Source organism: Streptococcus sp. WM07 (assembly GCF_004570525.1).
Taxonomy (GTDB): domain Bacteria; phylum Bacillota; class Bacilli; order Lactobacillales; family Streptococcaceae; genus Streptococcus.
On record NZ_SPPZ01000051.1, the window covers coordinates 1 to 12,952 of the forward strand.

The 12,952-nt window shown below is 39.3% G+C and carries 13 protein-coding genes and 2 pseudogenes; 6 read left to right on the top strand and 9 right to left on the bottom strand.

Annotation, left to right across the window (positions count from 1 at the left end):
- On the bottom strand, nucleotides 1-214 hold a 214-nt coding region (locus E4T71_RS06785), incomplete at its 3' end, for a helix-turn-helix domain-containing protein (protein ID WP_135034965.1).
- A gap of 214 nt (nucleotides 215-428) precedes the next feature.
- Nucleotides 429-1,295 carry an Rgg/GadR/MutR family transcriptional regulator gene (locus tag E4T71_RS06790; RefSeq protein WP_135038355.1) on the bottom strand — a complete coding sequence of 289 codons (867 nt, stop codon included), beginning with the start codon at nucleotides 1,293-1,295 and terminating at the stop codon, nucleotides 429-431.
- Nucleotides 1,296-1,477: 182 nt separating this feature from the next.
- On the opposite strand from E4T71_RS06790, the gene E4T71_RS06795 reads away from it, so the two are divergent.
- Together E4T71_RS06795 and E4T71_RS10555 are read left to right on the top strand one after the other, a co-directional pair.
- A complete protein-coding gene (locus E4T71_RS06795; RefSeq protein ID WP_135038357.1) occupies nucleotides 1,478-1,966 on the top strand; it encodes a DNA starvation/stationary phase protection protein in 489 nt (162 codons plus the stop codon).
- Between the two features lie 63 nt (nucleotides 1,967-2,029).
- Nucleotides 2,030-2,272: a DUF4767 domain-containing protein gene (locus E4T71_RS10555; RefSeq protein ID WP_135038375.1), complete on the top strand. Its 243-nt coding sequence runs from the start codon at nucleotides 2,030-2,032 to the stop codon at nucleotides 2,270-2,272.
- A gap of 176 nt (nucleotides 2,273-2,448) precedes the next feature.
- Here the strand turns inward: E4T71_RS10555 and E4T71_RS06805 are convergent, their stop codons facing one another.
- The 3 genes from E4T71_RS06805 to polA form a co-directional block, all read right to left on the bottom strand.
- Nucleotides 2,449-2,895, bottom strand: a complete 447-nt coding sequence (locus tag E4T71_RS06805) for a CoA-binding protein (RefSeq protein ID WP_135038359.1) — start codon at nucleotides 2,893-2,895, stop codon at nucleotides 2,449-2,451.
- 1 nt (nucleotide 2,896) lies between these two features.
- On the bottom strand, nucleotides 2,897-3,244 hold the full coding sequence (locus E4T71_RS06810; RefSeq protein ID WP_245165713.1) for a DUF2200 family protein: 348 nt from the start codon (nucleotides 3,242-3,244) through the stop codon (nucleotides 2,897-2,899).
- Between the two features lie 147 nt (nucleotides 3,245-3,391).
- The gene (gene polA / locus E4T71_RS06815) at nucleotides 3,392-6,034 is read right to left on the bottom strand and encodes a DNA polymerase I (protein WP_135038361.1); all 2,643 of its coding nucleotides are present in this window, start codon (nucleotides 6,032-6,034) and stop codon (nucleotides 3,392-3,394) included.
- 244 nt (nucleotides 6,035-6,278) lie between these two features.
- On the opposite strand from polA, the gene E4T71_RS06820 reads away from it, so the two are divergent.
- From E4T71_RS06820 to E4T71_RS06835, 4 genes and pseudogenes are all read left to right on the top strand, one after another.
- Nucleotides 6,279-6,656: a hypothetical protein gene (locus E4T71_RS06820; RefSeq protein ID WP_135038363.1), complete on the top strand. Its 378-nt coding sequence runs from the start codon at nucleotides 6,279-6,281 to the stop codon at nucleotides 6,654-6,656.
- A gap of 649 nt (nucleotides 6,657-7,305) precedes the next feature.
- Nucleotides 7,306-8,007, top strand: a pseudogene (locus tag E4T71_RS10560) (LysM peptidoglycan-binding domain-containing protein); the annotation flags it as partial.
- 308 nt (nucleotides 8,008-8,315) lie between these two features.
- On the top strand, nucleotides 8,316-8,633 hold the full coding sequence (locus tag E4T71_RS06830; RefSeq protein WP_228062371.1) for a toxin C-terminal domain-containing protein: 318 nt from the start codon (nucleotides 8,316-8,318) through the stop codon (nucleotides 8,631-8,633).
- 220 nt (nucleotides 8,634-8,853) lie between these two features.
- Complete coding sequence (locus E4T71_RS06835) at nucleotides 8,854-9,969, top strand: hypothetical protein (RefSeq protein ID WP_135038369.1); 1,116 nt, start codon at nucleotides 8,854-8,856, stop codon at nucleotides 9,967-9,969.
- 691 nt (nucleotides 9,970-10,660) lie between these two features.
- Here E4T71_RS06835 and E4T71_RS06840 read toward each other — a convergent pair.
- The 4 genes and pseudogenes from E4T71_RS06840 to E4T71_RS06855 all read right to left on the bottom strand — a co-directional run.
- Nucleotides 10,661-10,927, bottom strand: coding sequence for a type II toxin-antitoxin system RelE/ParE family toxin (locus tag E4T71_RS06840; RefSeq protein ID WP_135038371.1), 267 nt, complete (start codon nucleotides 10,925-10,927; stop codon nucleotides 10,661-10,663).
- Nucleotides 10,917-11,144, bottom strand: a complete 228-nt coding sequence (gene relB, locus E4T71_RS06845) for a type II toxin-antitoxin system RelB family antitoxin (protein ID WP_135038373.1) — start codon at nucleotides 11,142-11,144, stop codon at nucleotides 10,917-10,919. The genes E4T71_RS06840 and relB overlap by 11 nt, the downstream gene beginning before the upstream one ends.
- 89 nt (nucleotides 11,145-11,233) lie before the next feature.
- Nucleotides 11,234-11,461 (bottom strand): hypothetical protein, encoded by a 228-nt coding sequence (locus E4T71_RS06850; RefSeq protein ID WP_228062372.1) that lies wholly within the window; start codon nucleotides 11,459-11,461, stop codon nucleotides 11,234-11,236.
- A gap of 1,258 nt (nucleotides 11,462-12,719) precedes the next feature.
- A pseudogene (locus E4T71_RS06855) lies at nucleotides 12,720-12,952 on the bottom strand (hypothetical protein); the annotation flags it as partial.

Genomic DNA, 12,952 nt, shown 5'->3' on the forward strand with positions numbered 1-12,952 from the left:
TAAGGAGTGCCTCTAAACCTCCTTCTAGATAACGGTTCAATAAGTTTCGTACAGTTTGATGAACAAAACCTACTGATTTAGCTACTGCTGTTAAATTCTGACATTCAGAGTAGAGAATGAGAGCTTGAATTTTCCTATGGTGCTGTGCATTCTTTTTATCTTTCAGGGCTTGCTTCAATTCGCTAATTTGATATTCATTTAGTTCGACTTTCATACCTTATAGTATACAGCTATTTTTGTTTTTTGTTAAGTATTAAGAGCAACTATTAGTTGTACAGCCATTTGTAATTGTTTGATTTGAATTTGTTGGTTTCAATTGATGAATCCCTTTGATAAACTTGGTCATCTCTATAGTCTCCTTTCCTTATTTTCTTCAGTATACTTCTCCAAAAATAAAGATTTTTAAAAATTGAAAAAAAGCAACGACCCTAGGTCCCTGCTTCCAAAATATCTCTAAATTCTTCTCTGTAATACGTTGCTTGCTGGGGATAATTTAACTGCTCAAACATATGGATTCCATCCTCTATTTTGACTTTCCCATCCCACTCCCCTTTTTGCCATAAATAATATCCTTCTGCGATGAGGAGAACAATTTTTAAATAGGCATCCCGTGTATCTCCAAATGTACTTTTTAAAGTTGAAAGAACATAGGACGCCGAAGTTAACTCTTTTCTTTCCGCAAAAAGAAAAAGACCATTCAATAAGCATGTTTGAATTAAAGTGCTATTCTGAGGGGAGTGCATAAAGAAATCCGAGCGATGGACCATTTCTCTGATGTAATAGAGATAGGCTTCTGGATCAAAAAAATTGACAGTTTCCGAAAACAGAACCAATTCAAACTGGCCCCACTTATCCACTGAGAATAAATAATCACACACACGATTTATCTCCTGCTCATTCAAGGGATAAGTCTCATTGAGGACTTTGATTCTGGACCGCACCAAAGTAGAAGTCAGCTGATGATATTGCTCCTTCTTATCAACGGCTATCTTATCCAATTCCGCCTTGGCTAGCTCCTCCAGCTTAGTTAAATTGAACGGATTCGAGTAAGATTCTAGCTTCTCCAAAAGTAGCGTTAACTCAGATTTTTGAAACTCTCTTGCCAAAAATTCAAATTCCTGTACTGTAAGATAGATGTGATCGAGGCAACGAAACAGTTTCTCAGCAGAAATATCCGTTTGCATATTTTCAAAACGAGACAGCATTGAAACAGAAAATTCCCCACCTGTTGCCTCCCTCAAAGATAGATTACGAGCTGTGCGCATCATTTTGAAAAGTTGACCAAAATTATTCATCGCTCAATCTCCTATGGTATTCTTTCTTTATTATACATCATTCATAAAAAAGACCTCTAGTCCTTATTAAAAATTATCTGAAAATTAAAATCGTGCAACTTTTTTTAGATACATCTAATTTCTTGACTTTATTATTTAGAATAATTATAATTAAGGCAGAAACTAAGAAAAAGGAGATCCCTATGACAAATACAACTAAAATCTTAAACCAAGCCGTTGCCGATCTTTACACAGCCCGTATTGCCCTTCATCAAGTGCACTGGTATATGCGTGGTACTGGTTTTATGGAATGGCATCCAAAAGTAGACCGTTACATGGATGGTCTTGCTGAAATTCTAGATGAACTCAGCGAACGTCTCATCACCATTGGTGGAAAACCTTATTCAACTCTAACTGAATTCCTTCAACATTCCAATATTGAAGAAGTCCCAGGTGAGTTTAAATCTGTTGAAGCCAGTCTCAAACGAGTTATTGATATCTTCAACTACCTTGTAGGACTTTTCGAAGAAGGAATGGAAATCGCTGATGAAGAGGGAGACAATGTTACCAATAGTCTCTTTGAAGATGCGAAGGGAAATCTCGAAAAAGATATCTGGATGCTTTCAGCAGAACTGGGCTTAGCTCCACAACTACAACGTGAAAAAACAACAACTGCTTTGAAAGAAGCTTAATAGACAAGACCGTCCTCGAATCGAGGACGGTTTTTCCTATGGAAATCAGTTAATGACAATCAAATAAACTCTAGTAACAATCAGACTGAGCAAAGCAAGTCCAGCAGTTCTAGCAAGGCAGATAAAACTAAGACCTCTACTGACACGAATCAAGCCCTTTGGAACCAAGATAAAGCTCAACAACTAGCCAGCTATATGGTAGAGTTCGGCGATAAAATGGGACAGCCAGGTTACAGATCCTATGCTTCAGAGGATGACGACGACTTTTTTGGTGCCATGGCTTCACGGAGCAAGATCGAATCGTAGTCGGAGAACGGGCTGCGGATGGAGCTGAACTCACAAACGAAAGGAAGGTTACAGTAGCTTTCTCCAATAATGGGCTTGGAACTGCCAACTACAATATCGTAGCTAGCTACGGTGTTATTCACAGATGAGGGACAAAATCCTCTTATCTATGGAGTTCTTTTCTCATTTAATAGCTACTAGATTTCACAAGCCAAATTGGTAGTTTCCTCCACCAACATCTGGTGATCCACCTTGATACAACGGTCCATCACGACAGTCACAATCCCTGCTTGATTCAATATATCCAAGGCTTCCTGACTGAAAAGCCCTTGCTGGGCCCAGAATACTTTTGCATGGGCTTTTACAGAATCCTCTGCAACTGCCGGCAAAAATTCACTCCGACGAAAAACATTTACAATATCCACCGGATAGGGAATACTGGATACAGTCGGATAGACTTGCTCTCCAAGAATTAATTGATCAATGGCACGAGGGTTGACAGGAATTACACGATATCCCTCTTTTTGAAGATACCTAGCCACTCGATGACTGATGGCATCTTCTCGAGGAGAAAGTCCTACCACCGCAATGGTCTGACTTTCTTCTAGTATTTTTTTAAGGACGGAAGGATCTATTACAAGCATATTAAGACCTCCGGATTTTTTCTAAGGGACGTCCCTTGGCCAATTCATCTACTAACTTATCTGTTATACGAATCTGCTTCATCAAGGGATCTGTCAGTTCTTGAATTTTAACACCACAAATAATTCCTGTGACAGCACTTGCAGCTGGATTCCACGCAGGACTTTCCCGATAAAAATCCGCTACTGTTCGGATATCGGAAACCTCCTGAAGCTCTTGAGGACTATAGCCTGTTAACCAGCTTAAGATGTTATCCAATTCGTCCTGACTGCGTTCTTTTCGTTGAACCTTATTCAGATATGCCTGGTAAATACTAGTCCAAGTCATCTGGTCAATGGTTTTTCTAGCCACATCGATACCTCCGTAATCTCTGCACGCCAAAGCTCTCTATACTATCTTGAGAAGGAATCCGTACGGATCTTCTTTCAGAAAACTATAATAGGAACAACTAATGTCCTAAAGAAATCTCGTCCTCAAAAGATTTCCCTTATCTTTTTATCACTTGGCTTCATACCAAGTTGCTCCAGTGCTGCCGTCTGCAACAAGTGGAACAGCTAGTTGGATAGCTGTTTCCATGACTTCTTTCAAGAGATCGGAAACAGCTTGAACTTCTGACTCTGGAACCTCAAGGACAATCTCATCATGCACTTGTAATAACATACGACTAGCATAGTTTCCTTCTACCAAGGCCCGATCTAGATTGATCATGGCGATTTTAAGGATATCCGCAGCAGATCCCTGGATTGGGGAATTAATCGCTGTTCGTTCTGCAAAAGAGCGTACTTGGAAATTTCGAGCATGGATATCTGGCAAAGCCCGACGGCGATGGAAGATCGTTTCCACATAACCTTGATCACGTGCCTCACGAACAATACGATCCATGTAGTTCTTAATTCCAGGATACCGCTCAAAATAGGTTTCAATGTACTCCTTGGCTTCAGCACGCGTAATCCCGAGATTATTGGCAAGTCCGAAATCTGAAATGCCATACACAACACCAAAGTTAACCGCCTTGGCATTGCGACGATCCAAGTCAGTCACCTCTTCTGCTGAAGCACGCCCAAAGACCCGCATAGCTGTGGAAGTATGGATATCTAATCCATCCTTAAAGGCCTGAATCAAATGCTCATCCTGAGAAATATGCGCTAGGACTCGTAATTCAATCTGAGAATAATCCGAGCTTACCAAGACAGCATCGTCAAAAGAAGGGACAAAAGCCTTTCGAATCAAACGTCCCTGCTCCAAACGAATCGGGATATTTTGCAGGTTGGGATCCGTACTAGATAGACGTCCTGTCTGGGTCAAATCCTGAACATAGCGCGTATGGATCTTGCCATCCTCTAAGATGGAATCCTGCAAGCCTACAACATAGGTCGATTGCAACTTGGTAATCTGACGGTAATCCAGAATCTTGGCCACAATCGGTGCAATTGGCGCTAACCGTTCCAAGACATCAACCGCAGTCGAATAGCCGGTCTTGGTTTTCTTGGTGTACTCCAAAGGCAAGCCCATCTTCTCAAAGAGAATCACACCCAACTGCTTAGGCGAATTGATGTTGAATTCCTCGCCCGCCAAGTCGTAGATTTCCTGCGTCAAGCCCTCAATAACCGACTGATTCTCAACCTGCATCTCTTCTAATGTTTCACGTTGAACCTTGATGCCTGCCAGTTCCATTTTAGCCAAAACCTTAGCTAATGGCTGCTCCATGTCTACCAAGAGAGGCCATTGCTCCTGCTCCACCAATTGGCTTTGAAGAGACTCCTGTGTGTCCACCAAAACGGCTAGTTTATCAGCCAGGTGCTGGAAGAAGACTTCCTCCTCCGGAATAGCCCGTTTGACACCCTTACCATAAATCACCTCATCCTCTACCAAAGGACGACTGCCGTATAAACGCGCAATAGTCGAAATCTGGTTGTCTTCAACCGTGGACAAGAGGTATTTGGCCAAACGACTGTCAAAGGCTGGTAAAGGCAAGTCCAGACCATACCGGTCTAATAAAACCTGAACCTTCTTAAAGTCATAAACATATAAAGGAATCCGCCGCAAGAAGTCTTGAAACACAGGATTTTCCAAAACAACTGGAGACTGACCAACATAAATCTGATCTTTAGTACCCCAAACCACACCTTGGATTGGCTCTGTATGGTAATTTTCTCCCAATAACTCGAGGTGCAAGAAGGTTTGTTCTTCAAACATTTCAGGCCTTGGCTCTGCCACCACCTGATAAGGAGCATGCTCCACCGGTTTTGAAGCTCCATCAGATTGCTCTAACTGCTGCTTCAATTGTAGGAAGCCCATATCCTCATAAAATTGTCCCAGGGCTGGCACATCCGGACCTTGGTAAACCAGATCTTCCAAGCCAATCGTAATTGGTGATTGGGTATTAATAGTCGCCAAGGTCTTAGATAGGAAGGCCTGTTCGCGGTCATTGACGAGGTTCTCCTTCATCTTGGACTGCTTCATTCCGTCCAAGTTTTCATAGATTCCCTCAAGCGATCCGTACTCTGCCAAGAGCTTGAGACCTGTCTTTTCCCCAATCTTGGTCACCCCTGGAATATTATCTGACTTATCCCCCATCAAGGCCTTTAAATCAATGAACTGGGCAGGAGTAATCCCCATTTTTTCCATCAAATAGTCTGGGGTGTAGGCTTCAAATTCCGCTACTCCTTTTTTCGAAATCTCAACAACCGTATTGGTATCGGTCAACTGAATCAAATCCTTATCACCCGAAACAATGGTGACCTCAAAATTAGCACCCTCAGCTAATTTATCCAAAGTTCCGATAATATCATCCGCCTCATAATTCTCCAGCTCATAATGGCGAATCCCCTGAACCTCCAGCAACTGCCGAATAAAAGGAAACTGCTCCCGAAACTCATCCGGGGTCTTAGCCCGACCACCCTTATAATCCGCAAACATCTCTGTCCGAAAAGTGGTCTTGCCCGCATCAAAAGCCACCAAGACATGACTCGGCTGCACCCGCTCCAAGAGATGCGACAACATCAACTGAAAACCGTAAATCGCATTGGTGTGCAAACCAGACGGTGCCTTAAACCGATCCAACTGCTGATAAAGGGCAAAAAAAGCCCGAAAGGCTACAGAAGACCCATCAATGAGTAGTAATTTTTTCTTATTTTCCATAAGACAATTATAGCACAGACCTAGAGGAAGCAAGGAATTAGGGTAATTGAAAAAATAGCGAATTAGCTCAAAAAATCTTAGGTAACAATCAGAAACATTACAAAAAAATACTCTATTAAAAATGTTTTTATATTGTTTACATATTATTCATTTTTTTGTTAAAGTGAATGTGTTCACTAGTGATACCGATTACATTTTGCTTATGGGGAAATCCTCACACCTAGAATTGATTTAGGAAGTTATTATGAAACATAAACATATTTATCGTACTCTGTTACTATCGAGCACCTTATTATTCCTTGCTAATACAGAATTCATCACAGATACTGTATCTGCAGATGAAAAAACGACACTAGCTGATATAGAGATCCCAACCAATCAGCTCGAACCCACAACAGATGACAATTCTACATTCCAAGTTCCTGAATCTAATCACTACAATGTCCCACCAACCTTGCCCCAAGATACCCCAACTCCTTCCGAGTTAGATATTTCCCAACAAATCCCTGAAGCAAATATGCATTCTCAATCAGCTAAAAACAATCTTGTCACCGAAATCAATGTAACAACGAAACTCCCAGAAGCAGAAATTTCAACTCCCAACACCCCCATTCCGAAGTAGTCAGCCAAGCAATTCACAAAAAGCTGCGGCTGAATTCGAGGACAAGGCGAAGCAGTACCTTGCCAATCTAACACTGGAAGAACATCAATTATTGGAAGCTAGTTCAAATATAGAAAGCAAACAAAAAATTTTAGAAAGTATTCTCATTCGTCAAATTAATGAAGAATATAGTTTGAAAGAGTTGGAAGAATTCAAGAATACCTTGACTCCAGAACAGAAAAAGGAACTGGAAGAAACCTCTAATTTAGTTGAATTTGAAACGAAACTAAAATCCTTCTACCAGACTGTGCAAGCCCAACAAGATTTTAGGAATCTTGTTGACACCTTAATTCTAAACAGCACCGAAGAAGAATTCAAGAACATACAGGACACTGCCTCTAACGAAGAAGCTTTTGCACAAACTATTTTAAAGTTAACTCAAAAAAAAGCCCAAGAAACAGAGAATCTGAGTAAAAACTCTGCTTTTAGAAATCCACTTGCTATCCCACTAATATGGGCATACGGGCCAGCACTTATTGCAGCTACAAAAGCAACAGCCGGTGTCATTGCTACTGCTACACTTGCTTACTTAGGAGCAAATAATGCTAAACAGAGTTACAATCAAGCTCGTGCTCAAGCCCATCAACGTCAACAAGCTCAATACGCTGCTATGGCAAAGAGCTATGTTAACAATCAAGCTAGAATTCAATCGATCAGTCAAGCTCAAAGTTATACTTACACTGCACCTGGCCACTATGCAATTCAAAACTATACCTATCAGCCAAGTCAGTCCTATGGCTATTCACCAAACTACTCCTACACTCCTCAGTACACAGGAGGATATACTGCACCAACACGCGCCTATGGTCAAGTTGCTGCCAATGTCTTTTATTATACAGGTAGTCTCAAACTTCCCGTCTATGATTTATCCGGTAAAAAATATACCGTCCTTCCCAATGAATCTGTCTGGTCTATCTCTCAAAAATACAACATTAAAATGAATGACCTCATCACTTGGAATGGACTTACAAACGGACTCATCCACCCAGTGCAAAAGGTTTTGCTAAAGCCAGACACTCTTATCAATAACGGCTTACAACACCAAGTATTACCTAACGAATCTGTCTCTGTCTGGTCCATCTCTCAAAAATACAATATCTCCATGGCTGATTTTAGAGCTTGGAATAACATCAAGCATGATACCATTCACCCAGGACAAAAAGTTTATATCAAGTCAAAATCAGCTGCTAAAAAAGCCCAATATATTGTTAAAGCTGGAGATTCCATCTGGAAAATTGCCAGAGAACACGGAATTACAATTGATGATCTAGTAAAATGGAATAAAGTCACAAACTTTACCATCCATCCGGGAGACTCCCTCATCACAACCCAACCTCCCCTCAATCCCTTACCACCCGTGATTACCAAACAACCATTACCTCAACTTGGTGCGCGCTCTATACGGTCAAAGCTGGAGACTCTGTTTGGAGAATCGCTAAAGACCATGGTGTCTCCATGGATGATTTGGTTAAGTGGAACAATATTTCAAACTTTACCATCCATCCAGGCGAAGTCCTCATTCTCAAACAACCAACACAAGCACCATTTTCCGGACATACAACTCATACCGTCCAAGCCGGTGAATCCGTTTGGCTCATAGCCCAAAAATATGGCATCACAATGGATGAACTGGTAGAATGGAATAACATTTCAAATTTCACGATCCATCCTGGGCAGAGAGTGATTATTGGCTATGTGCCCTCTCCAGAAACTACAAAACTTGCTAAAGAATTAGGGTATAAGAAAGTAAATGAGAGAGGTAAACATGGTATGCCAATTTATGAACGTGTAAAAGGCAAAGGTCCTAATTTTATATCTCCCGACCATGCTAGTCATAAAGGAGGATACTGGCAGGGTGCAGATACCAAAGAAAAATTGTTAGATAAGAAAGCTCGGAAAGGAACTTATGATAAATACCTAAATCGTATAGCTGACTAATGAAATTTAATTTCATAATATTTTTGTTGCCTCATTCAATCATCCTAACACCCCCCTATTTTATCCTAAAAGTAAATACTCTTTAAAAAGCAAAACTATCAATTGTTAACTCGCCTCGATAGGTCTTAGTTCCATTATAGGCATCATTTCCTCGATTATTTTTGATTTTCATTGACTAGAAACAAATAAACTATAATAAATTAATACATCAGGAGAAGACATGTTAGAAATTGACATCTATAAATATAATCTAGATGATCCAACTTATATTGATGACTGGACTTCCATATCAGATATCGGTCAAAAATTTCATGGGCAGCTTTTAACCTACCAAAGCTACCTTCAAGAAGAAGACCGTTATGTCAGCACAATTCAAGAACTTTTACAATTCCTTCATGTCCAAAATCTGACAGTTGATTGGTGCTCAAAATTTTTTAGTCTACGTTACCACCAAAAACATGGACGACTAACCTCTACTCAGAGTCAACTTTATCAAAAATTAGATAAAGGACTCATAGTAAACCGAAATGAGATTGCTGATATTATCCGTCTCAATTTACGTGAAAGTATTGACTGTAGTTTATCTAATACCACTATCACTATTTACTTTGACTACGACTACTATATGTCCATAAAAATAGCAGATAAATCTGCCTTACATTACATTACAAACATTATTAAAAGGCATGGATTATTTTGGCGACCTTCCAAAAATCACTACTACCCTGAGGATGAAGATAATAAAGTTGCTTTTGGATTTACTTGGAATAATGGACTTATCAATCCACCAGGTGACTATCACCATGACCTTCGTATCTCCAAAGATGACCCTTTGAATCGTACCTATACTGAATGGAGTCATTTTAACGAAATTGAGAATGGACTGGTTTGGGCAGAGTACCAAACTGTGGAACAAAAATACCTCCAGCTGGTTTTAGATTTTTTGAAGTATTTCCAGGTAAATCAACTATCCATCAATGGAGGTCTAGAATTCACTACTATTCAAGAACTCGGAGTGCCTGCCCAGTACTTCACTTCTCAAGAAGAAGTATTATTCCAAAAATTGCAGGAATATGACGAAAATGTAGAAGATCGGATTTTAGAACCATTCATCATCCCCAAAAAAGATTTCTCAACCTTATTCCAATTAATTTTCAAAGGTAGATTTAATACTTGGATAAATACAGGTTCTGTCTCCATCCAATTCGACTCCTCCTTCCGCCTCTACCTATCCTTCTATGGACATAAAAAGGAAGTTCAAAAGCTAGTTGAAAAACACGGTTTATACTGGCAAGAACGACAACCTCCTTATCATAAAGCAGTTGGCTTCAGATAGCTATGAGAGGATCTTATATGCCCACACTTTACATCAATCAACAAGGTGGACACAAGCCCAACTATGTTTTCACCTAGGGATTTTTTACAGATAGTAAAAAAATGAACAAAACAACACGACCACCAAAATTTGGCAATCGTGTTGTTTTTCATTTCGATCATAATCATTCACGTACATTTGCAACTGCCCCAAATCTTCATGAGATCATCACAATAGAATCCATCAATACAGCAAGAGAGTAACCACCTCTCATATCTTAAATCTGATCAAAATTATTCTGATACTCAATGAAAATCAATCTTAAACTAGGAAGTAAGCCGTAGACATCTCAAAATCTCTGGAATAGGTTTCGAGTTTACTGATAAAACTTTCGAAGAAAGTTTCAAATAGGTACGGCAAAGTTGACAAAAACTTCGTTTTTTCAACTAGAATCTCAGACAGTCTACCAGACTGTCTGACCTGACAACGGTTAAATTTGATTTCCAAAGAGTATGAACCAACCCAAGACTATAACACTCTCGCTTAGAATCATCTGAAATACCAGAAAGCGTACGATATTGCATCCAGTTCAATTGTGCACGCAGTGCGTGCACAATTTGGATATGTCTTAAAGAACTGAACAGCTCACAGATACCCACGAATCATGATAGCCCTATCGTACTAAAAAATAACCTTAGGCAATTCCTCCAAATTATTTATAAATCTCTTTCCTGTGACCAACCTCAACGGCTAATACAATCATTTCATTATCTCGAATATCACAGATAATCCGATAATTGCCAAGCCTGTAGCGCCATAAATCTTTTTTATTTCCCACTAAAGCTTTGCCAATCTGTCTAGGGTTTTCCAAGCCATCAAGACGTTTTTTCATATCTTTAACCAACATCAGTCTGACATGCTTATCCATCTTTTTGAGTTGCTTTTTTACCTCTTCACTGACTACAAGCCTATAAGTCATTTTCAAACTCCTCTATAATATCATCTATTGAGTAGGTGACTGGATTCTTTTCAAAATCCTCTAAGGCTTGGATACCTCTTTCATAATCTAACTTGTCTTCTATTTGCTCTTTCAATGCTGTTTTAAATAATTCTGATAAGGTTTTCCCTGTATGTGTTGAATAGCTTTTAAATAATTCTTCTTCTGCTTTGTTTAATCTCAATGATACCATGGCCATATTATCCACCCCCTTCCATGTAATACATTGTATAACATTTTTCCGAGATAGGCAAATTTAAATAAAAAAATCTTGCTGATTGTCTAGGCTCAAACTTGCAACTCTTCTCTAATCGCTTTCTGCAAAAGTTGACTAAAATTAATTTTGTTTTCTTTCCCAACTTCAACAAGCCAACTTGAAAGAGTAACTGTTTTGTTCACCACTTTAGAACGTTCCCGCTCACGAACCAACTCAGTATCTACGGTAATAGCTTGAATTATATCGCCATCACTCACTAACTTGCTAGCGAGCGCTTTGAAACTAGATGGAGTATCCACCTTGTTCTACATCTTCTTCAAATAGTGCTAGATAAGTGTATTTCATAATCATTTTACATAAGCCGATAAGCAATCCATGGCAAGGAGAATCATTCCCCATTTTCGCCTTGATTCAGGACACTAAGCATTTTGGAAAGTGTGCCAGCTTTATAATCTTTCTGCTTAGGGTTGCTGATAAGCAATGTCCTACCGTCAGGGTGTTGCCACAAGGTGTAAGAGCCTTTGCCTTTATCGGTTGGAGAGAAGTCCGCTTTTTTGCTGACTTTTCAATTTCCCGCCTCGTGGTCATCGGCCTATTTCCTTCCTTTATCTTTAATTACAGTATACATTTGTTTAAAACATTTGCGAATCAAAACACATATTTTTTTCAAATGTTTTCCAGTCTTATCAAAAATTTTTGAACTGCCTTGTGTTCAACTCTCTACCAGTTTATTCGAATTCTATCCTAAAAATATCCTCATTCGCAGAATCAACAAAAAAGAAGAACTGCACTCAATATGCAGCTCTTCCTTGGAGATTATCATGTCCGCCTCCTCTGCGAACAATCTGAGCTAGAGGGGCGGATACCGAGCTTGCGAGGTAAAAAAGAACCACCCGTGAACCAAGTAGTTTAAAAACAAATTGACTTAAATAAACCAGAAGATAATCTCCCATAAGATCAGAATAAAACCAAAGTAAACAAAAACAAACCAGGAGCTAACACGACCTCTGGCTTATTTGGAGATTATTATGAAAAAGAAAAATTTTAGGAGTCAAGTTAAGAAACTCTTCTTAACTTGTGAGTCTAGTATAACCTGTTCACCTTAAAGCAAGCTTAAGGCTTAATTTTTTTATTCCAATTCAATTTGGGCTTACACAAAGTCACCCTTCATCGTTTGTAGCCCAAACAGGAAGAAGGTCTAAGAAGCATATGAATATTGTCTTTTAGTTTATTTTCAGCACAAAGTCGCGAATCGTAGACAGTTCAAAATCTCTGAGGGAGATTATTTTGAGCTTGCTGATAAAACTTTCAAAAAAATACGGCAAGACGAGCTAACACAGCAATAAACCCAAATTATTCATACCTCAGAAGAATCTGTGTAAATGCCTAAAAAATCATCAGAAACAACCAATAACCAATTGGAATTTCTGATGATTTTTATTATTCACCAAATTGTTCTAGGGATAAAAATGTATTCAGTACCTTATAACCCTAAAAAAGGCAGACTCCGCCCTTGGTGCAACTATATATTTTTAAAAATGTATACTATTTAACATCTTAATTTCCTAACAAAGGTGGACTTCCATCTCTTGCTTCATAAAGAATGGGGAGCGAGAAATTTAAGCTAGAAATTCGTTCAAAAAGAGTTCGAAACTCCTCCTTAAGAGAATAGAGGTTAGACAGTTTTAGAACTTGTCTTCTAGCACTTTTTACAGACTTTCCAACTATATTCACAAACAGTTTCCGAAAACGTTTCATCGTCAGATTCTTCACAACTCCACCAGCTATAT

Excerpts from the sequence above, each read along its gene's own strand:
- E4T71_RS06790 (WP_135038355.1), bottom strand. The coding sequence starts at position 1,295 with ATGAATAATTTTGGTCAACTTTTCAAAATGATGCGCACAGCTCGTAAT.
- E4T71_RS06795 (WP_135038357.1), top strand. The coding sequence starts at position 1,478 with ATGACAAATACAACTAAAATCTTAAACCAAGCCGTTGCCGATCTTTAC.
- E4T71_RS06805 (WP_135038359.1), bottom strand. The coding sequence starts at position 2,895 with ATGCTTGTAATAGATCCTTCCGTCCTTAAAAAAATACTAGAAGAAAGT.
- polA (WP_135038361.1), bottom strand. The coding sequence starts at position 6,034 with ATGGAAAATAAGAAAAAATTACTACTCATTGATGGGTCTTCTGTAGCC.
- E4T71_RS06820 (WP_135038363.1), top strand. The coding sequence starts at position 6,279 with ATGAAACATAAACATATTTATCGTACTCTGTTACTATCGAGCACCTTA.
- E4T71_RS06830 (WP_228062371.1), top strand. The coding sequence starts at position 8,316 with ATGGATGAACTGGTAGAATGGAATAACATTTCAAATTTCACGATCCAT.
- E4T71_RS06835 (WP_135038369.1), top strand. The coding sequence starts at position 8,854 with ATGTTAGAAATTGACATCTATAAATATAATCTAGATGATCCAACTTAT.
- E4T71_RS06840 (WP_135038371.1), bottom strand. The coding sequence starts at position 10,927 with ATGACTTATAGGCTTGTAGTCAGTGAAGAGGTAAAAAAGCAACTCAAA.
- relB (WP_135038373.1), bottom strand. The coding sequence starts at position 11,144 with ATGGCCATGGTATCATTGAGATTAAACAAAGCAGAAGAAGAATTATTT.